Here is a 25,373-nt window from a genome sequence, read left to right as displayed (position 1 = left end):
TGGTCAGCCCACCGACCCTTCCAGCGAGATCGCAACCAGCTGCTGCGCTTCCATGGCAAATTCCATCGGCAGCGCCTGCAGAACGTCCTTGCAGAAGCCGTTGACCACCAGCGCGACCGCCTCTTCCTCGTCCATGCCGCGTTGACGGCAGTAGAACAGCTGGTCGTCATCCACCTTGGAGGTGGTCGCCTCATGCTCCACGCGCGAGGAGTTGTTCTTGACTTCGATATAAGGAACCGTGTGCGCCCCGCATTTGTCGCCGATCAGCAAGCTGTCGCACTGGGTGTAGTTGCGCGAATTCTTCGCCTTGGGGTGCATCGACACCAGGCCGCGGTAGGTGTTCTGCGCCTTGCCGGCACTGATGCCCTTGGACACGATCCGTGACTTGGTGTTTTTGCCCAGATGCACCATCTTGGTGCCTGTGTCGGCCTGCTGCATGTTGTTCGCAATGGCGATCGAGTAGAACTCGCCCTGGCTTTCCTCGCCGCGCAGGATGCAGGAGGGGTATTTCCAGGTCACCGCAGAGCCGGTTTCGACCTGGGTCCACATCACCTTGGCGCGGTCGCCGCGGCAGTCGGCGCGCTTGGTCACAAAGTTGTAGATGCCGCCCTTGCCGTTCTCATCGCCCGGATACCAGTTCTGGACGGTGGAATATTTTACCTCGGCGTCTTCCTCGATGATGATTTCCACCACGGCGGCGTGCAGCTGCGCGGTGTCGCGCTGCGGCGCGGTGCACCCTTCGAGGTACGAGACGTAGGAGCCCTTGTCGGCGATGATCAGCGTGCGTTCGAACTGGCCGGTGTTTTCCGCGTTGATGCGGAAATAGGTCGACAGCTCCATCGGGCAGCGTACGCCCGGCGGCACATATACGAAAGAACCGTCCGAGAACACGGCAGAATTCAGCGTCGCATAGAAGTTGTCCGACACCGGAACCACGGAACCGAGGTATTTCTTTACCAGCTCGGGGTGTTCACGGATTGCCTCGGAGATCGAGCAGAAGATAACGCCTGCCTCTTTCAGCTCCTTCTGGAAGGTGGTGCCGACGGAAACGGAGTCGAACACCGCGTCCACCGCGACCTTGCGACCTTCTTCGGGCGTCTCGCCTGCGCCTTCGACGCCAGCAAGAATCATTTGCTCTTTCAGCGGAATGCCCAGCTTTTCATAGGTCGCCAGCAGTTTGGGATCGACCTCATCCAGCGACTTCGGCTTCACTTCCATCGACTTCGGACGGGCATAGTAATACTGGTTCTGGAAGTCGATTTCCGGATAGCTGACCATCGCCCAATTCGGCTCTTCCATCTGCTCCCAGCGCTCAAAGGCCTGAAGACGCCATTCGGTCATCCACTCCGGCTCTTCGTTCTTTTCCGAGATCAGCCGGACGATGTCAGGGTTCACGCCCTTGGGCGCGTATTCCATCTCGATGTCGGTTTCCCAGCCGTATTTATAGGCGCCGCCTACTTCACGGACCGCATCCACGGTTTCCTGGTCAACACCTTCCTTGACTTGGGTCTGGTCCAAAGCGGCCATAGTCTTCTCCTCACTCACGCCGCGCGGGCGCGATGTTTCTTTTCTTTTTGCAGCCACGCCTCGGCAAAGCGCAGCACGTCGTCTTCTGTCGTCTGAGGCCCCAGCGACACGCGCACTGCGCCCTGTGCCGTGGCCTCGTCATATCCCATCGCGGTCAGCACCGCACTGGCGCGCACCTTGCCGCTGGAACAGGCGCTGCCCGCGCTGATGGCAAAGCCCGCAAGATCCATTTGCATGACCTGCGTTTCGCCCTTCCAGCCCGGTGTAGCAAAACACAGGGTGTTCGGCAGGCGCTTCTGGTCCTTTCCGACAAAAATAGTATGGCTTGCGCCAGACACAAGCGCCTTTTCTAGAATATTTCTAAGTTCCGCAACCCGGTCCCAGACACCATCTGCTAGATCCCGCGCCGCAGCTTCCGCTGCGGCACCGAAACCCGCGATTCCAACGGTGTTTTCGGTGCCGGAGCGACGCCCCATTTCCTGGCCGCCGCCCTTGATCTGCGCGGCCAGGTCGGTGCCGCGGCGCATCACCAGCGCGCCGATGCCCTTGGGACCGCCCAGCTTGTGCGCCGAGATCAGCGCCATCTGCGCGCCCAGCCAGTTGAACGCCACCGGCAACTTTCCAAAGGCCTGGGTCGCATCTGTCACCGCCAGCCCGTCGGGCAGCACCTGCACAATCCCGGTTTCCGAATTGGCCAATTGCACAGTCGCGCTCGCCGGATCCTGGATTTCCACCGCGCCATCGCCTGTGACTGCCAGATCCTCGACGGTCCAGGCCCGCACCGCGTCATGCTCCACCGGCGCGCCATGCAGGCCGCGCCCCGCCAGCGCCAGCGACGCCCCCTCGGTTGAGCCGGAGGTAAACACGATGTCGGCCCCATCCGCGCCAAAGGCGGCGGCAACCTGTGCGCGCGCCTTTTCAACCAGCGCCTTTGCGGCCCGTCCCTCGGCATGGACCGAGGATGGGTTGCCGCAGACATCCATGGCGGCAACCATCGCCGCCCGCGCCTCGGGGCGCAGCAGGGCAGTGGCGTTATGGTCCAGATAAACACGAGTCATGGAGTCATCTTTTCAAAGTGGTCCCGCCTCATACGCGGATTTACCGTCAGCGCAAAGCCCCGAGCAAAAACCGACCTGCACAGCCTCTAGTCATCCACGACCGCAAAGAGGTTCGGCACCGCCGGGCATGGAGCCAGGTCGTTTTCAATCACGTCAGACAGGCGGGTCTGGTGCAGGAACACATAGACATGCGCGCTCAATCCCTCCCACAGGCGATTGGTGAGCGATTGCGCCCGACTTCCGGAAAGGGCCCCGGAGGCGCCCGCGCCCTTGTGCATCGCGTCGACAGTTTCATCGACGGCTGACAGGATGTCGACCACCCGGATTTCGGCCGGCGGCATTGCCAGCCGGTAACCGCCGCCCGGACCGCGCACCGACTCAACCAGACCTGCCCGGCGCAGCTTCACGAACAGTTGCTCAAGATAGGGCAGAGAAATATCCTGACGGCGGGAGATGTCACCAAGCGGCACCAGATTGTCCTGCGCTTGCAAGGCTATATCCGCCAGGGCGACCATCGCGTAACGGCCTTTGGTGGAAAGTTTCATGTTTCATCCCTCGAAATCGCCTCGGACGTGCGAAAACATTGACCTTGTCGGCGTGTGTGCGTATCTCAGCCTGACGGTGCGTGGCTTGGCCTGCGCCCCTGATTAGAACTGTTCTAAGATGCCTGACGGAACCCGTCAAGTTTTCTGACGGCAGACCCGACAAACGACAGTAGGATTTAAACCGCCCATGCCCGAGGTCATCTTTCCCGGACCCGAAGGCCGCCTCGAAGGCCGCTATCACCCGCAAAAAGAAAAAGACGCCCCCATCGCCATCGTGCTGCACCCGCATCCGCAGTTTGGCGGCACCATGAACAACAAAGTCGTCTACAACCTGCATTACGCCTTCTACAACATGGGCTTCACCGTGTTGCGGTTCAATTTCCGCGGCGTCGGCCGCAGCCAGGGCGAGTATGACCAGGGCGTGGGTGAATTGTCCGATGCGGCCTCGGCGCTGGATTACCTGCAGTCGATGAACACCAACTCCAAACACTGTTGGGTTGCGGGGTTCTCCTTTGGCGCCTGGATCGGCATGCAACTGCTGATGCGGCGGCCAGAGATCACCGGCTTTATCTCGGTGGCGCCCCCGGCCAACATGTATGATTTTTCCTTCCTGGCGCCCTGCCCCTCCTCTGGTCTCATCATCAATGGCACCGCCGACCGCGTGGCCCCGCCCGCGGACACCGCCAACTTGGTGAACAAACTGCATGAGCAGAAGGGCATCACCATCACCCACAATGAGGTTGAAGGCGCGGACCACTTCTTCCAGGAGCCGCATATGGACACGATGATCGGCGATGTGACCGATTACGTGAAACGCCGCCTGACAGAGACCTCGCGCTGATGGGCACAATCGAGACGCTGGCGCAGAAACTGGCGATCGATACGCTCAAGGTGCAGGATGCGACCGGCGAAGAACGCCTGTATGTGGAGGTGGGCCAGGTGCTCGGCGCCGCCTCCCAATCGCTGGAAGAGGCTTTTCTGACCGAAATGCGCGTGCGCTTGGCGGAGCGCAAGGCGCGCGACTTCCTCAATAGCAGGATCGAACAGGTCAAGGCCCAGCTGGACGCGCAGGTTCAACCATGAACGCCCGCATGGAAGCGCAGTTTGCCTTCCTGCTGGAGGCCGACAAGTTGCGCCGGGTGGAACGCCAGAACCTGATCCTGGATTGCAGCCGCCCCGAGAACTCGGCCGAACACAGCTGGCACCTGGCGCTGTATGCGCTGGTGCTGGCACCCTTTGCCACGCCCGATGTCGATATCTTCCGCGCCATCCGCATGCTGTTGCTACACGATCTGGTGGAAATCGATGCGGGCGACCATCCGATAACAGATGCGGTGGATTGGGACGCCGTCGCCACCGCTGAACAGGCGGCGGCGAACCGTCTGTTCGGGCTGCTGCCGGCGGATCAGGCCGTGGAGTTCCAAGCGCTGTGGCAAGAGTTCGAAGCAGCGGAAACCCCGGATGCGCAGTTTGCCAAGCACGTGGACCATTGCCAACCGATGTTTCAGACCGTCTATGGCGCCAAACCTCTGGACTGGCATCTGGACGTGGTGCGCCAGAACCTTGATGGCGGCCGCGCGGCGGCGCTGGAACACAGCTTTCCCGAGGCCTACCACCACGCACAGGCAAAGCTCGGCCGCGCCAACGGGATGGACTGTCGCCAGTTCACGACGCGTCTGGCGTTTCTGAACGAAGCAGACAAGCTCAAACGCGTCACCCGCGCCTCTAAACTGGGCGACGGCTCCCGGCACGAAAACTCCGCTGAACACAGCTGGCACATCATGCTGTATGCGTGGGTCCTGTCGGAACACAGCTCCGATGCGGTCGACGTCGACAGAGTGCTTCAGATGCTGCTGTTACACGATCTGGTCGAGATTGACGCGGGCGATGCACCGATCCATGGCGTAACTGACCCAGCCGAACTTGCGGCACTGGCGGCCAGGGAACAGGCCGCGGCAGACCGCCTGTTCGGGTTGCTGCCCGCGGATCAAGGCACGTCGATGCGGCAAATCTGGGATGAATTCGAAGCCGCCGAAAGCGCAGACGCGATCTTTGCCAAATCCATCGATCGCGTGCAGCCCGTTTTGCTGAACCTACTGAACGGTGGCGGCAGTTGGCTCGACTATGACGTCCGTCTGCCCCAGCTTGACATGCGGGTCGGAACCAAAGTGCAGCGCGGTGCGCCCGACGTCTGGCATAACGTCCGAGCCCGGATCGAACCCTGGTTCCGGGAGACCGGGCGTCTTTGAAAGCGATCCGGGGGGCAGCCTTGCCGCCCGGATACTTGGCCCTCGGCCCGCAACCCGTTTCATCCCGCGGCGTCTAATAGCCGTGACGAAATGTTATGCCGAGCGGGCAAATGCCAGCACTGATATTTCACGCCTTCCCCGACGTCCCCGAATGCGCTAGGCGGGGCTGGCATGCCGTAGCCACCGGCGCGCCTGAACGGAGGGGATCGATGCCAGTCCACTATATCTATCTGATCGTTGCGGTCGCCGCTGAAACCATCGGCACTACCGCCTTGCAGGCCAGTCAGCAGTTCTCGCGACTGGGGCCGTCGCTGATCGTGCTGGTTGCCTACGGGTTTTCCTTTTACATGATGGGGCTGACCTTGAAATACATGCCGGTGGGCGTCGTCTATGCGATCTGGTCGGGACTTGGCATCCTGCTGATCGCGGTCATCGCCTATCTGGTTTTCGGCCAGCGGCTGGACCTGCCCGCTGTGCTCGGAATGCTGCTGATCATGGTCGGAATCATCATCATTCACCTGTTTTCCAAGACTTCAGGTCACTGATCGGAAATTGCCGCCGCTTGAGCGCGGTTTTTCTCTGGCCTTTGAGCGGGGTTCGGGCTATGCGCGGCGCAACTTCCTCACAAAGGCGAACTTCATGGACCTGCGCAACATTGCGATCATTGCTCACGTCGATCACGGCAAAACCACCCTGGTTGACGAACTCCTGAAACAATCCGGTGCCTTCCGCGAAAATCAGGCTGTGGCGGAACGCGCCATGGACAGCAATGATCTTGAGCGCGAACGCGGCATCACCATTTTTGCCAAACCCACCTCGGTGGAATGGAACGGCACCCGCATCAACATCGTCGACACCCCCGGCCACGCCGACTTTGGTGGCGAAGTTGAACGGATCCTGTCCATGGTGGACGGTGTGGTGCTGCTGGTGGACGCCGCCGAAGGCCCGATGCCGCAGACCAAATTCGTGACCTCCAAGGCGCTGGCCCTGGGCCTACGCCCCATCGTCGTGCTGAACAAGGTCGACAAGCCCGACGCCGAACCCGACCGCGCGCTGGACGAATGCTTTGACCTGTTTGCCTCGCTCGACGCGACCGAAGATCAGCTGGACTTTCCGCATATGTACGCCTCTGGTCGTAATGGCTGGGCGGACAATGAGCTGGACGGCCCCCGCAAGGACCTGAGCGCACTGTTCAACCTGATCGTGAACCACGTGCCCGAGCCCAAGCAGATCAAGCGTCAGGACGAAGATTTCCGGATGCTGGCCACAACCCTGGGCAGCGACCCCTTTGTCGGCCGCCTACTGACTGGCCGTGTCGAGACCGGGACCCTCAAGGTTGGCGCAACCGTGCAGGCCCTGACCCGCGTCGGTCAGAAAATTGAACAATTCCGCGTGACCCGTATTCAGGCGTTCCGTGGCCTGGCGCAACAGGACATCGAAGAGGCCCAGGCGGGCGACATCGTGTCTATCGCAGGCATGTCGAAGGCCACCGTCGCCGACACCATCTGCGCGCTCGCCGTGGATGAACCGCTGGACGCCCAGCCGATCGATCCGCCAACCATCACCGTGACCTTTGGCATCAACGACAGCCCGTTGGCTGGCCGCGATGGCAAGAAGGTCCAGTCGCGCGTGATCCGCGACCGCCTGATGAAAGAGGCCGAAAGCAACGTTGCGATCAAAATCGAAGACACCCCCGGCGGAGAGGCCTTTGAGGTGTCAGGTCGTGGCGAACTGCAAATGGGCGTTCTGATTGAAAACATGCGCCGCGAAGGGTTCGAACTTTCGATCTCGCGCCCGCAGGTGATCATGAAGGAAGTCGACGGCGTCCGCATGGAGCCGGTCGAGGAAGCCACCATCGACGTGGACGACGAATACTCCGGTGCCGTCATTGAAAAACTGACCGGCCCCCGCAAGGGTGAACTGGTCGAAATGAAGCAGGCCGGTGCGGGCAAGACCCGCATCATCGCGCATGTTCCGTCGCGCGGGTTGATCGGCTATCACGGTGAATTTCTTACCGACACCCGCGGAACTGGCGTTCTCAACCGCGTGTTCCACGGCTGGACTCCCCACAAAGGTCCGATCCCTGGCCGCCGCGCTGGTGTGCTGATTTCGATGGAGAACGGCACCTCGGTTGCATTTGCGCTGTGGAACCTCGAGGACCGCGGCAAGATGATGATCGGTGCGCAGGCAGACGTCTACACCGGTATGATCATCGGCGAACATTCGCGCGAGAACGATCTGGAAGTGAACCCGCTGAAAGGCAAAAAGCTCACCAACGTGCGCGCCTCGGGCACCGATGATGCGGTTCGTCTGACGACCCCCATGACATTGTCGCTGGAAGAGTCGATTGCCTATATCAACGACGACGAGCTGGTTGAGGTCACCCCGAACAACGTACGCCTGCGCAAACGCTATCTGGACCCGCATGAGCGTAAGCGGATGTCGAAGGCAAACCAGTAAGATACTGAGACAACTGAGAAATCAGGAGGGGGTGCCATTGCGGCGCCCCCTTTTTCATGTCCGCCACTTTCTCGTTTGGCCCGGTGACGCGAGGCAACCACCAGAACATCAAAGGGGCACCCAATCGGATGCCCCTTTGAACGTAGGTCTTTGCGTTGTTGCGGTGCGTTACTCGTTGGTCTCCACCACCATCAGCTCGCGCTCGGACGCATCACGTGCGTGGCTCAGCGCCTCTTGGTAGTCGGGGCTGTTGTAGCATTCCACCGCCGCCTCGACGCTGGGAAATTTGGCCACCACATTGCGCGGGCGTTCCTTGCCCTCCAGCTGCACGAATTTGCCGCCACGGGCAATGAAGCTGCCGCCATGTTTGGCAATCGCCGGGCCCGCCAGCTCGGCATATTTGCCATAAGCCTCGGCATCGGTGACGGTTACATGGGCAATCCAAAGTGCGGGCATTACAGCCTCCATAGTTGTTGGTCTTTCCGGCAGATTAGGGGTTTTGCCGGAAAGACCAAGCGTTTTTTGACCAAATGGTCAGGAAGCAAGTACCGCCTCAGCCGCCTTGATCGCCTCGTCCGCACCGGAGAAATCCTTGCCGCCGCCCTGCGCCATGTCGGGGCGGCCGCCGCCGCCCTTGCCGCCGACCGCAGGAACAGCGGCCTTGAGCACGTCAACGGCCGAAATCTCACTTGTCAGATCGTCGGTGACCCCTGCCGCCACGGCCACCTTGCCCTCATCCTCCGCGATCAGCAGGATCACACCGGAGCCAAGGTTCTGCTTGTGTGCGTCAATCAGGCCGCGCAGATCCTTGCCAGACACGCCTTGCAACGCCTGCGCCAGGAATTTCCTCCCGTTGATCTCCTTGGCCTCAGCGCCATTACCACCGGAGCCGCCGCCCATCGCAATCTGCTGCTTCAGGTTGGAAATCTCGTTCTGCAACGCCTTACGCTCGTCCATCAACGCCTTCAGCCGGTCCAGAACCTCCGCAGGCTGCGCCTTCAAAGCCGACGCGACTTCGGCCATTCTGCCCGCCTCGCGCTCCAGGTAGGCAAATGCCGCCGCCCCGGTCAGCGCCTCGATCCGCCGCACCCCGGCGGACGACGCGCTGTCGCCGAGCATCACAAACGTGCCGATATCACCCGTCTGCTTGACATGGGTGCCACCGCACAACTCGATCGAGTAGGTCTGGCCGTCATGGCCCTTGCCGGTGGGCGCGCGGCCCATCGAGACAACGCGCACCTCATCGCCGTATTTCTCGCCAAACAGGGCCTGCGCCCCCAAACCGCGGGCGTCGTCCGGCGTCATGATACGGGTCGACACCGGTGTGTTCTGGCGAATGAAATCGTTGACCTCTGCGCCGATGCGGCTCAGCTCCTCGGCGCTCAGCGCCTTGTTGTGGCTAAAATCAAACCGAAGACGGTCCGCCGCGTTCAGCGAGCCCTTTTGCGCAACGTGCTCCCCCAGCGCATTGCGCAGCGCCTCGTGCAGAAGGTGGGTGGCCGAATGGTTGGCCCGGATCTGGCTGCGCCGGGTGTGGTCCACCTCCATCGTGGCGCCGGTCCCGACAGCGATCTCCCCCTCGGTGACCTCGGCGATATGCAGGAACAGACCTTCGACCTTTTTGGTGTCGGTGATGCGCGCCGCGCCGCCCTCAACCGTCAGCGAACCGGTATCGCCGACCTGACCACCGCTTTCGCCATAAAACGGCGTCTGGTTCAGGACGATCTGGACGCTCTCACCCTTAGCCGCGGTTTTTTGCTGGGCACCGTCCTTCACAATGGCAACCACCTGGCCTTCGGCCTTTTCGGTTTCATATCCTAGGAAATCAGTGGGGCCGACCGCGTCGAGAATGTCGAAGTAGACCTTCACATCCGCCGCCTCTCCCAAACCGATACCACCAGCGCGAGACTGTTCCTTCTGCGCTTTCATGGCCGCATCGAAACCCTCGGTGTCGACCTCAATCTCCTTGGCGCGCAGGGCGTCCTGGGTCAAATCGAGCGGGAAACCGTAGGTATCATACAGTTTGAACGCAGTCTCACCCGGCAGCACGTCGCCCTTATCCAGATCGCTGGAGGCCTCGTCCAGGAGTTTCAGCCCGCGATCCAGTGTCTTGAGGAACCGGGTTTCCTCCTGCTCAAAGGTTTCCTCGATCAGCGCCTGGCCCTGGCTCAGCTCTGGATAGGCGGCGCCCATCTTCTGCACCAGCGACGGCACCAGCTTGTGCATCACCGGATCGCTGGCACCCAGCAGCGAGGCATGGCGCATCGCGCGGCGCATGATCCGCCGCAACACGTAACCGCGTCCCTCGTTAGAGGGCAGAACGCCCTCCGCAATCAAAAAGGAGCAGGAACGCAGGTGATCTGCAATCACCCGATGGTGCACGTTCTGATCGCCAAAGGGATCGGAGTTGGTGACATTGGCCGAAGCCTCGATCAGCGATTTGAACAGATCGGTCTCATAGTTGTCATGGGTGCCCTGCAGCAGCGCCGCGATCCGCTCCAGCCCCATGCCGGTGTCGATCGACTGCATGTCCAGATCCACCATGGAGCCATCAGCAAACCGTTCGTTCTGCATGAACACCAGGTTCCAGATCTCGATGAACCGGTCGCCGTCCTCCTCTGGAGAGCCGGGAGGGCCACCCCAGATGTGGTCGCCGTGGTCATAGAAGATCTCTGTGCAGGGGCCGCAAGGGCCGGTGTCGCCCATCTGCCAGAAGTTGTCGGAGGTGGCGATGCGGATGATCCGGTCCTCCGGCACGCCCATTTTCTTCCAGATTTCAAAGGCCTCGTCATCGGTGTGATAGACGGTGGTATACAGCCGGTCTTTTGGGATATCGAATTCCTTGGTGATCAGCTCCCACGCAAACGGGATGGCCTCATGCTTGAAGTAATCGCCGAAGGAGAAGTTGCCGAGCATCTCGAAAAACGTGTGGTGGCGCGCGGTATAGCCGACGTTGTCGAGGTCGTTGTGCTTGCCGCCGGCACGGACGCATTTCTGCGAGCTGGTGGCGCGCTTGTAGTCACGGGTTTCGACCCCGGTGAAGCAGTTCTTGAACTGCACCATGCCCGAGTTGGTGAACATCAGGGTGGGGTCGTTGCGGGGAACCAGCGGGCTGGAGTCGACCACCTCATGTCCCTGTTTGGCAAAATAGTTCAGAAAGGTCGATCGGATGTCGTTGAGCGTCGGCATATGCGGGATCTCTTCAGCTTTGTCTAAGCGTTCCGGGCAGGTGTAGCGCCCTGCCCGCGCACTGTCCACATCGACAGACCGGCGCGCCCACGAAAAAGGGCACAGCTGTCGCTGTGCCCTTTAGTTCCTGGCATTTGATCAGATATTTCGGCGCTCAGGCCTCCAGAATGTCGTCCGGATCGCCCGCGTCCGGACGGTCAAACTCCAAGCCATGCGCGGCGCGGATCTTATCCTCGATGTCATAGGCGATGGCGGTGTTTTCCTTCAGAAAGGTCTTGGCATTCTCCCGCCCTTGACCGATCCGTTCATCACCATAAGAGAACCAGGCACCGGATTTGTTGACAACGCCAGCCGCCACCCCAAGATCCAGCAGTTCGCCCATCTTGGAGATGCCTTCGCCATACATGATGTCGAATTCCACCTGTTTGAAGGGCGGTGCCACCTTGTTCTTAACCACTTTCACGCGGGTGGAATTGCCGACCACCTCGTCGCGGTCCTTGATCGCACCGATGCGGCGGATGTCCAGGCGCACGGAGGAATAGAACTTCAACGCGTTGCCGCCGGTCGTGGTCTCGGGAGAGCCGAACATCACGCCGATCTTCATGCGGATCTGGTTGATGAAGATCACCATGCATTTGGAGCGACTGATGGAGCCGGTCAGCTTGCGCATTGCCTGGCTCATAAGCCGGGCCTGCACGCCAACGTTGCTATCGCCCATGTCGCCCTCGAGCTCGGACTTCGGCGTCAGCGCCGCAACCGAGTCGACGATCACCATGTTCACGGCACCGGAGCGCACCAGGGTGTCGGTGATTTCCAGCGCCTGTTCACCGGTATCGGGCTGCGAGATCAGCAGCTCATCCAGATCGACGCCCAGCTTGGCCGCATATTGCGGATCCAACGCGTGTTCGGCATCGACAAAGGCGCAGACACCGCCTTTTTTCTGCTGTTCTGCAATGCAGTGCAGCGTCAGCGTGGTCTTGCCCGAGCTTTCCGGGCCATAGATTTCAATGATCCGCCCCATGGGCAAGCCACCGATGCCGAGCGCAATATCCAGCCCCAAAGAGCCGGTCGAGCTGGCCGCGATCTCCTGCATGGCACTGCCATCGCCGAGCTTCATGATCGAGCCTTTGCCAAACTGCCGCTCGATCTGGGCAAGCGCGCTGTCGAGCGCCTTCTGCTTGTCACCGCTTACTTTGTTCTTCATGGTCAAAAGATCCGCCATAGTCCCTTGTCCCTTTCTATGTGTCACACACCGGGGCGCGCGGCAATCACTGCTTTGTTCACCTCTTGTTCCTTATCGGATCAAAACAGGAACATTGCAACCGAAAACTGCTGTACCCACTGCACGGCCAAGATGTTAAAGATTCGTTGACGGTTAACGGATGCTAATAAAATTTACCGGGCAGTTTACGCTATGATGATATTTTACAAGGAACGGCTGGCGCTTTTGTCCGTGCCCAAAACTGGCACGACCGCCTTGCAGACAGCGTTGCGCGGTCGTGCAGACCTGGTGATTTCGGACCCGCCACAGCTGAAACATGCACCTCTCTATCGGTACAACCGCTGGGTCCGCCCGATGTTTGACAAGGTCTGCGACGCCGAGCTGGAGGTGGTTGCGGTTATGCGCGAACCGGTCAGTTGGCTGGGCAGCTGGTACCGATACCGCCAGCGCCCCGCTCTGGACGGGCAGGCCAATTCCACCCGCGGCATCACTTTCGAGGACTTTGTACAGGCCTATTGCAAGGGCAAGCCGCCTGCCTATGCCAACGTCGGCAGTCAGGCCAAGTTTCTGGAAGCCCAGCCAAACGGCTGCAAGGTCCACCACCTGTTCCGCTACGAAGACAAAGACGCGTTGCGGCAGTTTCTGGAAACCAGGCTCAAGCAGGACATTCATCTCGACCAGCGCAATGTCAGCCCCCGGGGCGACCTCAGCCTCAGCCCCGCGGCGCAGGCGCAGCTGCGACGTAAACGTGCGGCCGAGTTCGACCTCTACAACAGTATCCCGGCCAGCCCCTGACATCGGACGTCTTGCAACGGCACCCGGATGCCCGTCCGGTTCTCAGTGCAGCTGGGCGTGAACCGTTTCCGTCAACTGATTGAGCGAGAATGGCTTGGGCAGGAACACCGAGTTCGGAACCTCGGGATCTGCCTCGCCAAAGGCGCCCTCGGCATAGCCAGAGACGAAGACCACGCGGGTATCGGGGCGTTCCTTCAAGGCTTTGCGCACCCAACTGGGGCCATCCATACCCGGCATCACCACATCGGTCACAAAGACATCCACCGTCAGGGCCGGATCCTCCAGCGTGCGCAGCGCGTCCTCGGCGGATTCGGCCTCCAGCACGGTGTACCCCCGCATGCGCAGCGCCCGAGAGGCAAAGGCCCGCACCGGTGCTTCGTCTTCGACCAACAGAACAACGCCTTCGCCATGCTGGGCATTGCCGCCGCGCTCCGCGGGTTCCGCAGCGGGTTCCGCCGCCTTTGCTTCCGCCTGCGGCTTGTAGACCGGGAAGAACAGCGTGAACTGGGTGCCATGCTCCTGAACCGAGTCGACAAAGATATAGCCGCCGGTCTGCTTGATGATACCATAGGCTGTGGACAGTCCCAGACCAGTGCCCTCGCCGGTGCGCTTGGTGGTGTAGAACGGCTCAAACACCTTTTGCAGCTTGTCCGGCGCAATGCCGACCCCCTCATCCGAGACCTTCACGGTGACCCAGTCACCGGCCGGCACGGTGGCGCGGTTGCGCTCCAGTGGCTTGTCCAGCGACAGAACCTCTGTCTCAACCCGGATTTCGCCGCCCTGCGGCATCGCATCGCGGGCGTTCACCACCAGGTTCATCAACACCTGCTCCAGCTGACGTTTGTCAGCCCGAATAGATTTCATCACCGGATCATGGCTGAGCGTGAGCGTCACCTTTTCACCGACCAGCCGGTTCAGGAGGTGGGTCAGATCCGACAGCGTATCCCGTACGTCCAGGGTTTCCGGCTGCAACGTCTGCTTGCGCGAAAATGCCAGCAGCTGGCTCACCAGAGAGGCGGCGCGGTTGGCGTTTTCATGAATTTGGATCAGGTCGCCGTAATCCTGATCGCCCTGATCGTGGCGCAACAGCAGCAGGTCGCAATGGCCGGAAATTGCCGTCAGCAGGTTGTTGAAGTCATGCGCAACACCGCCCGCCAGCTGGCCGATGGCCTGCATTTTCTGGCTTTGCACAAACTGTGCTTCCAGGGTTTTCAGCTCGGTCGCGTCATTCAGAACCGCAATCAGAACCGGCTCCCCCTCCTCGACCGTGCGGGTCAGAGTCACCTGTACGAAGACCTCCTTGTCGCCGCGTGACAGGCGCAGAAACTCGGATTTGTGAGGGGCCAACCCGTCGGCCGTATCGCGCAGCCAGTCCGACATCGGCCTGCCCAACCCTTCCATCAGCTGACCCAGCTTCAGGTTGGCGCAGCTGTTCACCCCCAACAACCGCAATGCCATGCGGTTGGCCGTCAGGATCTCGCCGCTTGCGGCGACCTTGAGAAAAGGTACAGGAAGCGCCTCCAGCCCAGCCTGACTGGAGCTGAAGCCGCTTTCATCCACCTCCATCAGGAACAGCTCGCTGCGGCCCTGGGTGCGGTTCTTTTCGCTGACCAGCACGGGCACCGGCCCGTTCTTGGTGCTGAGCGTGTTGATCTGCCCCGGCAGCACTGGCAGCGAGGGAAACAAACGGTCGGTGGATTTGACCCGTTCCCCGATCAGCGTGCGGGCGGCCTCGTTCATGAACAATACCGCACCCGTACGGCCAACGGTGATCATCGGCACCGGCATCGAATCGGCACTGCGGCCGTTGCCGCCGCGCTCCTGGATGTCTTCCACCCGCCAAAGGAAACTGCCGCCTTTCATCTGGTGCACCGCCAGCCGCACATGGCCGCGCCGGGTGACGATATCCTCCCGCGCGGCGCCATCGACGCGGGAACGGCTTTGCAGCCGGTACAGCACCGCCGAAGGGTTCGCCAGAAGAGATCGCAGCGTGCCGGCCAGCGTGTCGCGACTGGCATCCTGAAAACGTTTCACCGCGGCGCCGTTGCAGGCGTGGATTGTGCCATCTTCATCCGTGACGAAACTGGGAGTCGCATCTTTCTCGATGAAACCGGTCAACAGTTCGGCCGCCATCGCCCGCGCGTTCAGGCGCAACCGGGTCTGCACCATCATCAGCAAAGCCACAGCAATCAGCGTCAGCCCGACCATGACGAATCCGCGGCCCATCCAATCGGGCAACGGCAACAGCCAGGGGCTGCCAATCAGCATAACCGCCAGCAGCAAGGTCGCCGCCAGCCTGGCATGTTCAGGCGCATGAATACGCAATTCCGGAACGGAGGTTTCTAGGCGACCGGGCATTAGGGCTCCGTTACTTGTGTAAAAGTGCCGCCATAACGCGGCAGTTCAGGTTAAAACCACGTTAAGAAACACAAAACTTTTCCGGCTTGAACCCTAGCAATCGCCGCTCTGGCGCGTCAACACGGCAACATGAAATCCATCTGTGCCGTCCTGGACCCGCCAACTGCGTTGCGCGCCCATCTGCCACCCCGCGTTGTCGCGCATAAAGGCCTGAACCTGTTCGGTGTTTTCCGTACGCAACATGGAGCATGTGGCATAGGCAAGATAGCCGCCGGGTGCCGTCAGACGCGCAGCATCCCGTAGGATTCCCGCCTGCACCTGGCGCAACTCATCCAGCCGTTGCGCGCTGAGCCGCCATTTACCTTCAGGCGCGCGCCGCCAGGAGCCGGAACCCGAACAGGGCACATCGCACAGCACCAGATCAAATGGTGCCGCAGCCCCCAGCGCATCGGTGCCGACGCATTTAACGGCGGCATTCGCCCGCGCCGCACGATCCGGCAGATCCTTCATCCGTCGGGGATCGGCGTCATGGGCAAACAGATGAATATCGGCACGGGCGGCCATGGCCAAAGCCTTGCCGCCACCGCCTGCGCAATAATCCAGCACCTTCATGCCATCGGACAACGGCAGCTGTTCAACCACGGCCTGACTGGCGGCGTCTTGCAATTCGACCAGCCCTGTCTTGTACGCGACGGCATTGCGGAGCCTGCGCGCGCCTTCGCACACCTCCAGTGCCATATCCGCAGCAGGGTGCGGCTGCGCCTCAATACCGTCAGCCTGCAAGCTCTCCAGCGCCTGCGCGATGGTCCCCCGACGAGGGTTCACGCGCAGATGCACCGGCGCCCGGCTGCGCAGCGCACGGGCCGCATCCGCAGCACCGTCCCCAAGGCTGGCGCGAAACTCAGGCCACAGCCAGTCGGGAATATCCAGCGCCTCGGCACTCTCCTCCACCAACGCCGCAGGCGCCGCGCGCTCTTCTGCGCTCAAGGGTGGCGGCGCGTGGCCCTCGCCAGTGAAGATGCTGTCAGCGTCGATGCCCGCCTCGCGCAGCCCCCCCAGGACCAGACCGCGGCCGCTGCGTGCGCCGCCTAATGCAGCGTGCGAGCGCAGACAGCGCAGGGCGGTGAACACATGGTCCCGCACCGCGGCGCGGTCCTTGGACCCGGCAAAGCGGCTGCGCCGTCCCCAGGAGGTCAGCGCCTTCTCAGCCGCCTCCCCCGCCAACACCTGGTCGAGGATTTCTATAGCCGCCTGCTGGCGGGCGGCGGGGGTCATGCCCCTGCCCCGAAATCACATGCGGCCATCATCGCCTCAGCCCGCCCGATAGTTCGGCGCTTCGCGGGTGATCTGCACGTCATGCACATGGCTTTCCTTCAACCCCGCACCTGTGATGCGGACGAAATTGCAGTTCTTTCGCATCTCGTCGACGGTGGCGCAGCCAGTATAGCCCATCGCCGCGCGCAGGCCGCCCACCAGCTGGTGCACCACCGCGCCGGCGCCGCCCTTGTAAGGGACCTGGCCCTCGATCCCTTCAGGCACCAGCTTGTCGCTGGCGGCGTCTTTCTGGAAATACCGGTCGGCAGAGCCGCGCGCCATCGCGCCCATCGACCCCATGCCACGATAGGATTTGTAGGACCGGCCCTGATACAGGATCACCTCGCCCGGCGACTCGTCGGTGCCCGCAATCATAGAGCCGACCATGGCGCAGGAGGCGCCGGCCGCGATCGCCTTGGCGAAATCACCAGAGAACTTGATGCCGCCATCGGCAATCACCGGCACGTCGCCGGCAGCGCCAGCGCAATCCATGACCGCGGTCAGCTGTGGCACGCCCACGCCGGCCACCATGCGGGTGGTGCAGATCGAGCCTGGCCCGATGCCGACCTTGATCGCATCCGCGCCGGCGTCAATCAGCGCACGGGTGGCCTCGGCCGTCGCCACGTTGCCCGCAATCACCTGAACCTGGCCGTATTTCGCCTTGATCCGCTTGACCGCATCAATCACGCCAGCCGAATGCCCATGGGCGGTGTCCACCACAACGATGTCGACACCGGCATCAATCAACGCCTCGGACCGCTCAAATCCGCTGTCGCCAACAGAGCTGGCGGCCGCAACCCGCAACCGGCCCAGGTCATCCTTGCAGGCGGTTGGGTTCAGAACTGCCTGCTCGGTGTCCTTCAGCGTCAACAGCCCGGTCAGCTTACCATCCTTATCAGTGACCAGAAGCTTTTCGATCCGCCGCGCCTTCATCAGCGACTTTGCTTCCTCCAGGTCGGCGGGTTCATGCAGCAGCGCCAGGTTGTCAGAGGTCATCATCACCGAGACAGGCGTGCTGTCATCCGAGGCAAAGCGCATGTCGCGATTGGTAACGATCCCAACCACGCGTCCCCCGTCGTCTACCACCGGAAAACCGGTGACCCGGTAGCGTTCCTGCAACGCCTTGGCGTCGGCCAGGGTCTGATCCGCGGTCAGGGTGATGGGGTTGTACACGATACCGGAGACAAAGCGCTTCACCCGGCTTACTTCCTGCGCCTGGTCTTCCACGTTCAGGTTCTTGTGGATGACCCCCATGCCGCCGGCCTGAGCCATGGCGATGGCCATGCGGGCCTCTGTCACCGTATCCATCGCCGAGCTGAGCAGCGGGATGTTCAGCATCACGGATTGCGTCACCCGTGTGCGGGTGTCGGCGGTGTTCGGCAACACGCTGGACGCGCCCGGAACCAGAAGAACATCATCAAAGGTGAGAGCCTCACGAATCTGCATTTGTCATCCCCATGCATAACCCCGTTTGGCGGTGACCCTATGGCACAGAACACCACCGGGGAAAAGGGGCGGCGGCGAGAATTCCTGCACCGCAGCAACACCGCGCGGAGCGGACGAGGTCGCGCCGGACCGCATTGGGTATAAACCCGCGCCGAAACCCGTAAAAATGCCGCCTGCGGTCAGGAAAATGCCGCGCCCTGCCTTTCGTCCGGCGCAAAAGCCCATATGCTCCGCCATAATAGCGGAAGTGAGAAGGCCACCGGCATGACTGACGAACCCCTCGTTGTGTTCACCCCCTCCGGCAAGCGCGGGCGTTTTCCCGTTGGCACGCCGATTCTGACGGCCGCCCGGCAGCTGGGCGTTGATCTGGATTCGGTCTGCGGCGGCCGCGGCATCTGCTCGAAATGCCAGATCACCCCGTCCTACGGTGAGTTTCCCAAACACGGTGTCACCGTGCAGGATGGCGCGCTGAGCGAATGGAACAAGGTTGAACAGCGCTACAAGGACAAACGCGGGTTGATTGACGGCCGCCGCTTGGGTTGTCAGGCGACAATCCAGGGCAACATCGTCGTTGACGTGCCACCCGAAAGCCAGGTCCACCGCCAAGTCGTGCGCAAACGCGCCGAAGCGCGCGACATCGTCATGAATCCCTCCACCAGGCTGTTCTATGTCGAGGTGGAAGAACCCGACATGCACAAGCCCTCCGGCGATATGGAGCGGCTGATAGAGGCGCTGGAAACCCAGTGGGAGCTGACAGGCGTCACGACCGATCTGCACATCCTGCACGTTCTGCAACCGGTGCTGCGCAAGGGGGGCTGGAAGGTGACCGTTGCGGTGCATCTGGGCGACGACAGCCAGCCGCCCAAGATTATGCACATCTGGCCCGGCTATTACGACGGCACCGTTTACGGGCTGGCGGTAGACCTCGGTTCCACCACCATTGCCGCGCATCTGTGTGACCTGAAGACTGGCGAAGTGGTCGCCTCCTCCGGCATCATGAACCCGCAGATCCGTTTTGGCGAAGACCTGATGAGCCGGGTCTCCTATTCGATGATGAACAAGGGCGGCGACCAGGAAATGACCCGCGCAGTGCGCGAGGGCATGAACGCGCTGTTCTCCCAGATCGCCGAGGAAGCGCAGATTGACAAAGCGCTGATCGTGGATGCGGTCTTTGTCTGCAATCCTGTGATGCACCACCTGTTCCTTGGCATCGACCCGTACGAGCTGGGTCAAGCCCCGTTTGCGCTGGCGACCTCCAACGCGATGGCGCTGCGGGCCACGGAGCTGGAGCTGAACATCCACCCGGCTGCCCGCGTCTATCTGCTGCCCTGCATCGCCGGCCACGTCGGCGCCGATGCGGCTGCGGTGGCCCTGTCCGAAGCCCCCGACAAATCCGAAGATCTGGTGCTGGTGGTCGATGTGGGCACCAACGCGGAGATCCTGCTGGGCAACAAGGAAAAGGTGCTGGCCTGTTCCTCCCCCACGGGACCGGCCTTTGAAGGCGCTCAGATTTCCAGCGGCCAGCGCGCCGCCCCCGGTGCCATCGAACGCGTCGAAATCAACCCGGAGACCAAGGAACCCCGCTTTCGCGTCATCGGTTCCGACATCTGGTCAGATGAAGATGGGTTTGCCGAAGCCATCGCCACCACCGGCATCACCGGCATCTGCGGCTCCGGCATCATCGAGGCGATTGCCGAGATGCGCCTTGCCGGCGTGCTGGATGCCTCGGGGCTCATCGGTTCAGCCGAGCAGACCGGCTCTTCCCGCTGTATTCAGGACGGGCGCACCAATGCCTACCTGCTGTGGGACGGTACGGCCGACGGCGGCCCGACCATCACCGTCACCAACCCCGACATCCGGGCAATCCAGATGGCCAAGGCGGCGCTGTACTCCGGCGCGCGGCTCTTGATTGACAAATTTGGCGTCAACACGGTGGACCGGGTAGTGCTGGCCGGGGCCTTTGGCGCACATATCTCTGCCAAACATGCAATGGTTCTTGGGATGATCCCCGACTGCGTTCTGGACAAGGTGACGTCCGCAGGTAACGCCGCCGGCACCGGCGCGCGGATCGCGCTGCTGAACACCGCCGCCCGCGCCGAAATCGAGGAAACCGTCCGCCGCATCGAAAAGATCGAAACCGCTGTCGAGCCGCGTTTTCAGGAACACTTCGTCAACGCCTCGGCGATTCCGAATTCGGCCGACCCCTTCCCGATTCTCGAAACCGTGGTGACCCTGCCGCAGGTGAACTTCAACACCGGCGGCGGCGAGGGCAGCGGCGCAAGCGGCGGCCGTCGACGACGCCGTCGCGGTTGAGGCCAAACACGCAAAAATTCGGCTGCACCGCCCTTGACCTCATTGGCGGTGCAGCATAATCCTGCATCCCACAGGCGGGTATGATGTAATGGTAGCCTGTCAGCTTCCCAAGCTGAACGCGCGGGTTCGATTCCCGCTACCCGCTCCAATATCTACACGAGATTTTCCAACTACATCTCAGGCTTCACGCCGGTGAATCGCATGAGATCCGGTTGTTGACCAATGATCGGCATGAGAAGCAACGGCATCAAAAAGCCGCTTCTGGCCCGTGAGACCCGACGGCTTCTCGTCGATCAGGACTGGTCACGCCCCACCCTGATCATACAGCGTTCCCGCGCCTGCTCTTACGGCCATTGTATAACGATCACCGACAAGCGTTCCGTTGTTCGGTTTTCATGCAATGATCGCTTGTGACATTGCGTATCGAATGCGGCCTGGAACATCACGTCCAGGCGGGTGCTACGCGGAGTACCGGGGTCAAGTCCATGGAAGCAGAACGAAGGATCGGCAACCGTAAGAGCAGAGAGACATGAGAATGCGCTAATTAGGCTCTCATTTCGAAAGACGTGCTCCCAGATCAGCGCCTGGAACCCTGAATTACCTGATCTCTCGTTAGTCGTAACCAGGAGGGGGCGCAGTTCGGATATTGCCAAGTCTGCCCACAATTTTTCAGGCCAACAAGCTGCGTATGCTAGCGCCCAGAGCGATTGATCAAGCGCCAGGCCCTACGCGGAATTCTCTAACCGTGATCGCAAGCAACATTGTATCTCTCCAACGAGACAAACACTTTTTTTTAGCGCTGGCTCCACTGACAATGGGATAGAGTGATGCGGGTTAAGGGACTTGCCCCCAAGCCTTGCGGCGCCAGAACCTAAATTTCACGAAAACATCGAAACTTCAGTAAGGTAAGATGATTTTTCCACAGGACATTTCCAAAACAAAGCGTGAAGCAGTAAAACAGGAAATAGCTCTTGTTCAGCCAATTGGCGAACCTTGTCTTGTGAACTTGATTTCGGATTGGCAGGCGTGTAGCAATTCTCGTAATTGAAGACTGACAGAGCTGATCCAACCTTTAGAAATGCCTGTTTAGATTTTGCTGGATCCCAACGCCTAGATCACGTGCGCGCCAAGTAACCGAGGTGCGATGGCGTCTTGAAGAACGATAACCTCTCTAAGCCTCTTGTTTCTGGCGAACTGTGTCGGCATGGGAGGCAACATTTTTTGCATTGGAGCACACTATGGCTATTGTGCCGTCGTCATTTAGGGCATTCATCGCAGATACCAGCACGCCAGTTGACTATTTTCAGCCTTCAGACCTTGGTTCGACATTTGACTTTGTTCTGACGTTTGCCGAGGGGATCCAGCTCAGCGGTGGTGGCGCGGCTATTTCTGGCAGCCTTCCTCGCTTGACCAATTCAGTGGGCGTATTCGATCCCGCCGGAGGCACAACCGTCACGGTCCGGCTAACGCTCAAAGCTGATCTTTCCCAGGATGTCGCGCAAGCAACTTTCGCACTCGCGAGTGGGTTCGAGGGCGTTTCCGGCGAACCGATCTCAACTACACCGGTAACGCTCACCGACCAAGCTGGCGCTCCTTTGGAATTCAGGATGGGCACCACTCCTGTCATCACTACTGGCGCCGGTCCTGTGGCATCTGTGACTATTGATGAGAATGACACCTTCGTGACCAATGTCGACACGATCGATGATGGCGCAACCGACCCATCCACACTCACTTACTCCCTTGGCGGCGCCGATGCGTCTCTCTTCACGATCGACGCATCCACCGGTTCACTTCGGTTTGCGTCTGCGCCAAACTTTGAATCGCCTCAAGATGCGAACGCGGACAACGTCTACGTCGTCACCGTGATCGCAACTGACGTGATCGGCCAATACGATTCCCAACAGATCTCCGTTACGGTTCAGGACATCAACGACCTCCCAACAGGCGGCGTCACGATCACCGGCACCGCGACCGAGGACCAGATCCTGAGCGCCGGCAATTCACTCTCGGATGAGGACGGCCTCGGCACCATCTCCTACCAATGGCAGCGCGCTGGCGTCGATATTGCCGGAGCGACCAACGGCACCTACACGCTGACCCAAGATGATGTCGGCGCAGTGATCACCGTGGCTGCCAGCTACACCGATGACTTAGGCACCGCCGAGAGCGTCACCAGCGCCGCGACCGCCGCTGTGACCAACGTCAACGACGATCCGACCGGCAGCGTCACCATCTCCGGCACCGTGGCCGAGGATGAGACCCTGACCGCTGCCAACACGCTCTCGGATGAGGACGGTCTCGGCGCCATCTCCTACCAGTGGCAGCGAGATGGCGTTAGCATCGCCGGGGCAACCGGCGGCACCTACACGCTGACCCAGGACGATGTTGGCGCAGTAATCACGGTGGCTGCCAGCTACACCGACAGCGAAGGCACCGCCGAGAGCGTCAACAGCGTCGCGACCGCCGCTGTGACCAACGTCAACGACGATCCGACCGGCAGCGTCACCATCTCCGGCACCGTGGCCGAGGATGAGACCCTGACCGCTGCCAACACGCTCTCGGATGAAGACGGCCTCGGCGCCATCTTCTACCAGTGGCAGCGCGACGGCGCTGACATCTCCGGGGCAACCGGCGGCACCTACACGCTCACCCAGGATGATGTCGGCGCAGTGATCACGGTCGCTGCCAGCTACACCGACAGCGAAGGCACCGCCGAGAGCGTCACCAGCGCCGCGACCGCCGCTGTGACCAACGTCAACGACGATCCGACTGGTGCGGTCACCATCTCCGGCACAGTGGCCGAGGATGAGACCCTGACCGCTGCCAACACGTTCTCGGATGAGGACGGTCTCGGCGCCATCTCCTACCAGTGGCAGCGCGACGGCGCTGACATCTCCGGGGCAACCGGCGGCACCTACACGCTCACCCAGGATGATGTCGGCGCAGTGATCACGGTCGCTGCCAGCTACACCGATGGCGAAGGCACCGCAGAAAGCGTCACCAGCGCCGCGACCGCCGCTGTGACCAACGTCAACGACGATCCGACCGGCAACGTCATCATCGTCGGCACTGGAACTGAGAAACAGACGCTCGCAGCCTCCCATGCACTCGCCGATGAAGACGGACTGGGTGCAGTTTCTTTCCAATGGCAGCGCGATGGCGTTAACATATCCGGAGCCACCGGCGTTACCTACACATTGACCCAAAGTGATGTCGGCGCGGTCATTACGGTGACCGCCAGCTATACGGATGGTGAAGGTACCGCAGAAAGCGTCACCAGCGCCGCGACCGCCGCTGTGACCAACGTCAACGACGATCCGACCGGCAGCGTCACCATCTCCGGCACCGTGGCCGAGGATGAGACCCTGACCGCTGCCAACACGCTCTCGGATGAAGACGGCCTCGGCGCCATCTCCTACCAGTGGCAGCGCGACGGCGCTGACATCTCCGGGGCAACCGGCGGCACCTACACGCTCACCCAGGATGATGTCGGCGCAGTGATCACGGTCGCTGCCAGCTACACCGATGGCGAAGGCACCGCCGAGAGCGTCACCAGCGCCGCGACTGCTGCTGTAAGCAACGTCAACGACGATCCCACCGGCAACGTCACCATTTCCGGCACCGAGGAGTTGGGCGAAACACTTACTGCCGCAATTCCGGCAAACCTCGACCCAGATGGCTTCGACTTGGCGGCAGTGAACTGGCAATGGCTGCGCGATGGAACAGAGATAGAAGGCGCCGTATCCAGCCAGTACGAATTGACAGAAGCGGACATCCACAGCCTGCTTACTGTGCGCATCAGCTACACCGACGCAGGCGGCACGGCCGAGACCCTTCTGAGCTCTGCCACCGGCGAGATTCGCTATGGCAATTTTGAGGTTGGAGGCACTTCCGGAGACGATGAAATACGTGGCCGCTACGGCGATGATCTGCTGACGGGCGGCGCCGGAGAAGACAGCATCATAGGCGGCTGGGGCCATGACACCCTTGAGGGTGACACCGGTTCCGACAGCCTGCGCGGATGGCGAGGTGAAGACCTTGTTTTCGGCGGGAGCGACGACGACTTCCTCTACGGTGGCAAAGGCAATGACACCCTGAACGGCGGTTCGGGAAACGACTTTCTTTTCGGGCGTATCGACGACGATTCCATCTCAGGTGGTAGAGGTCGGGACACACTCAATGGGGGAAAAGGAGATGATCTTCTCACCGGAGGATTTGGTGCGGACACCTTTGTGTTTGGTCGGAACCATGGAAATGACACGATCACAGATTTCGGCCGTGGGAACGATTTGATTGAAATCACTCGGGGTGCCAAATCCTTGCAGCAGATCGACTTCTCGCAAGTCGGTGATGATGTGTTACTCACCTTCGCCTCCACCACAGTACTGGTTGAGAACACTACCGTTGCCGAACTGAATGACGCGGATCATTTCCTGTTCACCTGAGCAACAACAGCACCTAAAGAACCAGCTAGCAAACCTTGCGTGTATTTACCTTCTCAACACCGCTCCGAAGGACCTGTTCGCCGACGGGGCGGTGTTGAGCCAGTTGGCCTAGGCTCAGGACCCATTGATTTCCGGTGGGTGGCGTGATTCACGGTTCGAAAAATGAGCGGTGATATGTCTGATCTTTTCTGGCTGACGGACGCGCAGATGGCCCGTCTTGAGCCTTATTTTCCAAAGTCCCACGGCAAGCCGCGTGTTGATGACCGGCGTGTTTTGAGCGGACTTATCTTCATCAATCACAATGGCTTGCGCTGGCGTGATGTGAACCGCACCGGGTTTGCCGGAGGCTTCAACTCCTGAGTAGGATGAAGCCACAATGAGCAAGACAACAAACAAGTATTCTTCTGAGGTTCGCGAGCGTGCGGTGCGCCTGGTGCTGGACAACCAGG

General features: G+C 61.0%; 17 protein-coding genes, 1 tRNA gene and 1 pseudogene. 10 read left to right on the top strand and 9 right to left on the bottom strand.

What is annotated here, in order from left to right:
• Positions 1-3: 3 nt before the first annotated feature.
• The 3 genes from sufB to iscR form a co-directional block, all read right to left on the bottom strand.
• Positions 4-1,527: a Fe-S cluster assembly protein SufB gene (gene sufB / locus AC0IPL_RS07445; RefSeq protein WP_474273238.1), complete on the bottom strand. Its 1,524-nt coding sequence runs from the start codon at positions 1,525-1,527 to the stop codon at positions 4-6.
• 14 nt (positions 1,528-1,541) lie between these two features.
• Positions 1,542-2,585, bottom strand: coding sequence for a cysteine desulfurase family protein (locus AC0IPL_RS07440; protein ID WP_474273236.1), 1,044 nt, complete (start codon positions 2,583-2,585; stop codon positions 1,542-1,544).
• An 86-nt stretch (positions 2,586-2,671) separates the two neighbouring features.
• A complete protein-coding gene (iscR, locus tag AC0IPL_RS07435) occupies positions 2,672-3,130 on the bottom strand; it encodes a Fe-S cluster assembly transcriptional regulator IscR (protein ID WP_474273234.1) in 459 nt (152 codons plus the stop codon).
• 187 nt (positions 3,131-3,317) lie between these two features.
• Here iscR and AC0IPL_RS07430 point away from each other — a divergent pair, with 187 nt between their 5' ends.
• From AC0IPL_RS07430 to typA, 5 genes are all read left to right on the top strand, one after another.
• Positions 3,318-3,971: an alpha/beta hydrolase gene (locus AC0IPL_RS07430; RefSeq protein ID WP_474273232.1), complete on the top strand. Its 654-nt coding sequence runs from the start codon at positions 3,318-3,320 to the stop codon at positions 3,969-3,971.
• On the top strand, positions 3,971-4,213 hold the full coding sequence (locus AC0IPL_RS07425; RefSeq protein ID WP_474273230.1) for a hypothetical protein: 243 nt from the start codon (positions 3,971-3,973) through the stop codon (positions 4,211-4,213). Before AC0IPL_RS07430 ends, AC0IPL_RS07425 begins: the two co-directional genes overlap by 1 nt.
• Positions 4,210-5,379: an HD domain-containing protein gene (locus AC0IPL_RS07420; RefSeq protein ID WP_474273228.1), complete on the top strand. Its 1,170-nt coding sequence runs from the start codon at positions 4,210-4,212 to the stop codon at positions 5,377-5,379. The genes AC0IPL_RS07425 and AC0IPL_RS07420 overlap by 4 nt, the downstream gene beginning before the upstream one ends.
• 209 nt (positions 5,380-5,588) lie before the next feature.
• A complete protein-coding gene (locus AC0IPL_RS07415) occupies positions 5,589-5,924 on the top strand; it encodes a DMT family transporter (protein ID WP_474273225.1) in 336 nt (111 codons plus the stop codon).
• 94 nt (positions 5,925-6,018) lie between these two features.
• Positions 6,019-7,839, top strand: a complete 1,821-nt coding sequence (typA, locus tag AC0IPL_RS07410; protein WP_474273224.1) for a translational GTPase TypA — start codon at positions 6,019-6,021, stop codon at positions 7,837-7,839.
• Positions 7,840-8,007: 168 nt separating this feature from the next.
• Here typA and AC0IPL_RS07405 read toward each other — a convergent pair whose 3' ends face one another.
• From AC0IPL_RS07405 to recA, 3 genes are all read right to left on the bottom strand, one after another.
• Complete coding sequence (locus AC0IPL_RS07405; RefSeq protein WP_474273222.1) at positions 8,008-8,295, bottom strand: DUF1330 domain-containing protein; 288 nt, start codon at positions 8,293-8,295, stop codon at positions 8,008-8,010.
• Positions 8,296-8,373: 78 nt separating this feature from the next.
• Entirely contained in the window at positions 8,374-11,028 is a 2,655-nt protein-coding gene (gene alaS / locus AC0IPL_RS07400) for an alanine--tRNA ligase (RefSeq protein WP_474273220.1), read from the bottom strand.
• A 154-nt stretch (positions 11,029-11,182) separates the two neighbouring features.
• Positions 11,183-12,250, bottom strand: coding sequence for a recombinase RecA (gene recA, locus AC0IPL_RS07395; protein ID WP_474273218.1), 1,068 nt, complete (start codon positions 12,248-12,250; stop codon positions 11,183-11,185).
• 192 nt (positions 12,251-12,442) lie between these two features.
• Here recA and AC0IPL_RS07390 point away from each other — a divergent pair, with 192 nt between their 5' ends.
• Positions 12,443-13,045, top strand: a complete 603-nt coding sequence (locus AC0IPL_RS07390) for a gamma-glutamyl kinase (RefSeq protein WP_474273216.1) — start codon at positions 12,443-12,445, stop codon at positions 13,043-13,045.
• A 42-nt stretch (positions 13,046-13,087) separates the two neighbouring features.
• Here the strand turns inward: AC0IPL_RS07390 and AC0IPL_RS07385 are convergent, their stop codons facing one another.
• The 3 genes from AC0IPL_RS07385 to guaB all read right to left on the bottom strand — a co-directional run bounded on the left by AC0IPL_RS07385 (position 13,088) and on the right by guaB (position 18,163).
• Positions 13,088-15,403, bottom strand: coding sequence for an ATP-binding response regulator (locus tag AC0IPL_RS07385; protein ID WP_474273214.1), 2,316 nt, complete (start codon positions 15,401-15,403; stop codon positions 13,088-13,090).
• 93 nt (positions 15,404-15,496) lie between these two features.
• A complete protein-coding gene (locus AC0IPL_RS07380; protein WP_474273212.1) occupies positions 15,497-16,678 on the bottom strand; it encodes an RsmB/NOP family class I SAM-dependent RNA methyltransferase in 1,182 nt (393 codons plus the stop codon).
• A 36-nt stretch (positions 16,679-16,714) separates the two neighbouring features.
• Positions 16,715-18,163, bottom strand: a complete 1,449-nt coding sequence (gene guaB, locus AC0IPL_RS07375; RefSeq protein ID WP_474273210.1) for an IMP dehydrogenase — start codon at positions 18,161-18,163, stop codon at positions 16,715-16,717.
• Positions 18,164-18,427: 264 nt separating this feature from the next.
• On the opposite strand from guaB, the gene AC0IPL_RS07370 reads away from it, so the two are divergent.
• The 4 genes and pseudogenes from AC0IPL_RS07370 to AC0IPL_RS07355 all read left to right on the top strand — a co-directional run.
• Complete coding sequence (locus tag AC0IPL_RS07370) at positions 18,428-20,476, top strand: ASKHA domain-containing protein (RefSeq protein WP_474273208.1); 2,049 nt, start codon at positions 18,428-18,430, stop codon at positions 20,474-20,476.
• Positions 20,477-20,550: 74 nt separating this feature from the next.
• Positions 20,551-20,624: transfer RNA gene (locus AC0IPL_RS07365), tRNA-Gly, on the top strand.
• A 1,090-nt stretch (positions 20,625-21,714) separates the two neighbouring features.
• Positions 21,715-24,924: a calcium-binding protein gene (locus AC0IPL_RS07360; protein ID WP_474273206.1), complete on the top strand. Its 3,210-nt coding sequence runs from the start codon at positions 21,715-21,717 to the stop codon at positions 24,922-24,924.
• A gap of 174 nt (positions 24,925-25,098) precedes the next feature.
• A pseudogene (locus AC0IPL_RS07355) lies at positions 25,099-25,245 on the top strand (transposase); the annotation flags it as partial.
• Between the last annotated feature and the right edge of the window lie 128 nt (positions 25,246-25,373).

It is taken from the genome of Leisingera sp. SA32 (assembly GCF_056033425.1).
The sequence above is the reverse complement of the archived record's forward strand: the minus strand, read 5'-3'. Positions and strand labels throughout refer to the sequence as shown.

Coding starts and splice junctions, on each gene's coding strand:
- sufB (WP_474273238.1), bottom strand. CDS start 1,527: ATGGCCGCTTTGGACCAGACCCAAGTCAAGGAAGGTGTTGACCAGGAA.
- AC0IPL_RS07440 (WP_474273236.1), bottom strand. CDS start 2,585: ATGACTCGTGTTTATCTGGACCATAACGCCACTGCCCTGCTGCGCCCC.
- iscR (WP_474273234.1), bottom strand. CDS start 3,130: ATGAAACTTTCCACCAAAGGCCGTTACGCGATGGTCGCCCTGGCGGAT.
- AC0IPL_RS07430 (WP_474273232.1), top strand. CDS start 3,318: ATGCCCGAGGTCATCTTTCCCGGACCCGAAGGCCGCCTCGAAGGCCGC.
- AC0IPL_RS07425 (WP_474273230.1), top strand. CDS start 3,971: ATGGGCACAATCGAGACGCTGGCGCAGAAACTGGCGATCGATACGCTC.
- AC0IPL_RS07420 (WP_474273228.1), top strand. CDS start 4,210: ATGAACGCCCGCATGGAAGCGCAGTTTGCCTTCCTGCTGGAGGCCGAC.
- AC0IPL_RS07415 (WP_474273225.1), top strand. CDS start 5,589: ATGCCAGTCCACTATATCTATCTGATCGTTGCGGTCGCCGCTGAAACC.
- typA (WP_474273224.1), top strand. CDS start 6,019: ATGGACCTGCGCAACATTGCGATCATTGCTCACGTCGATCACGGCAAA.
- AC0IPL_RS07405 (WP_474273222.1), bottom strand. CDS start 8,295: ATGCCCGCACTTTGGATTGCCCATGTAACCGTCACCGATGCCGAGGCT.
- alaS (WP_474273220.1), bottom strand. CDS start 11,028: ATGCCGACGCTCAACGACATCCGATCGACCTTTCTGAACTATTTTGCC.
- recA (WP_474273218.1), bottom strand. CDS start 12,250: ATGGCGGATCTTTTGACCATGAAGAACAAAGTAAGCGGTGACAAGCAG.
- AC0IPL_RS07390 (WP_474273216.1), top strand. CDS start 12,443: ATGATGATATTTTACAAGGAACGGCTGGCGCTTTTGTCCGTGCCCAAA.
- AC0IPL_RS07385 (WP_474273214.1), bottom strand. CDS start 15,403: ATGCCCGGTCGCCTAGAAACCTCCGTTCCGGAATTGCGTATTCATGCG.
- AC0IPL_RS07380 (WP_474273212.1), bottom strand. CDS start 16,678: ATGACCCCCGCCGCCCGCCAGCAGGCGGCTATAGAAATCCTCGACCAG.
- guaB (WP_474273210.1), bottom strand. CDS start 18,163: ATGCAGATTCGTGAGGCTCTCACCTTTGATGATGTTCTTCTGGTTCCG.
- AC0IPL_RS07370 (WP_474273208.1), top strand. CDS start 18,428: ATGACTGACGAACCCCTCGTTGTGTTCACCCCCTCCGGCAAGCGCGGG.
- AC0IPL_RS07360 (WP_474273206.1), top strand. CDS start 21,715: ATGGCTATTGTGCCGTCGTCATTTAGGGCATTCATCGCAGATACCAGC.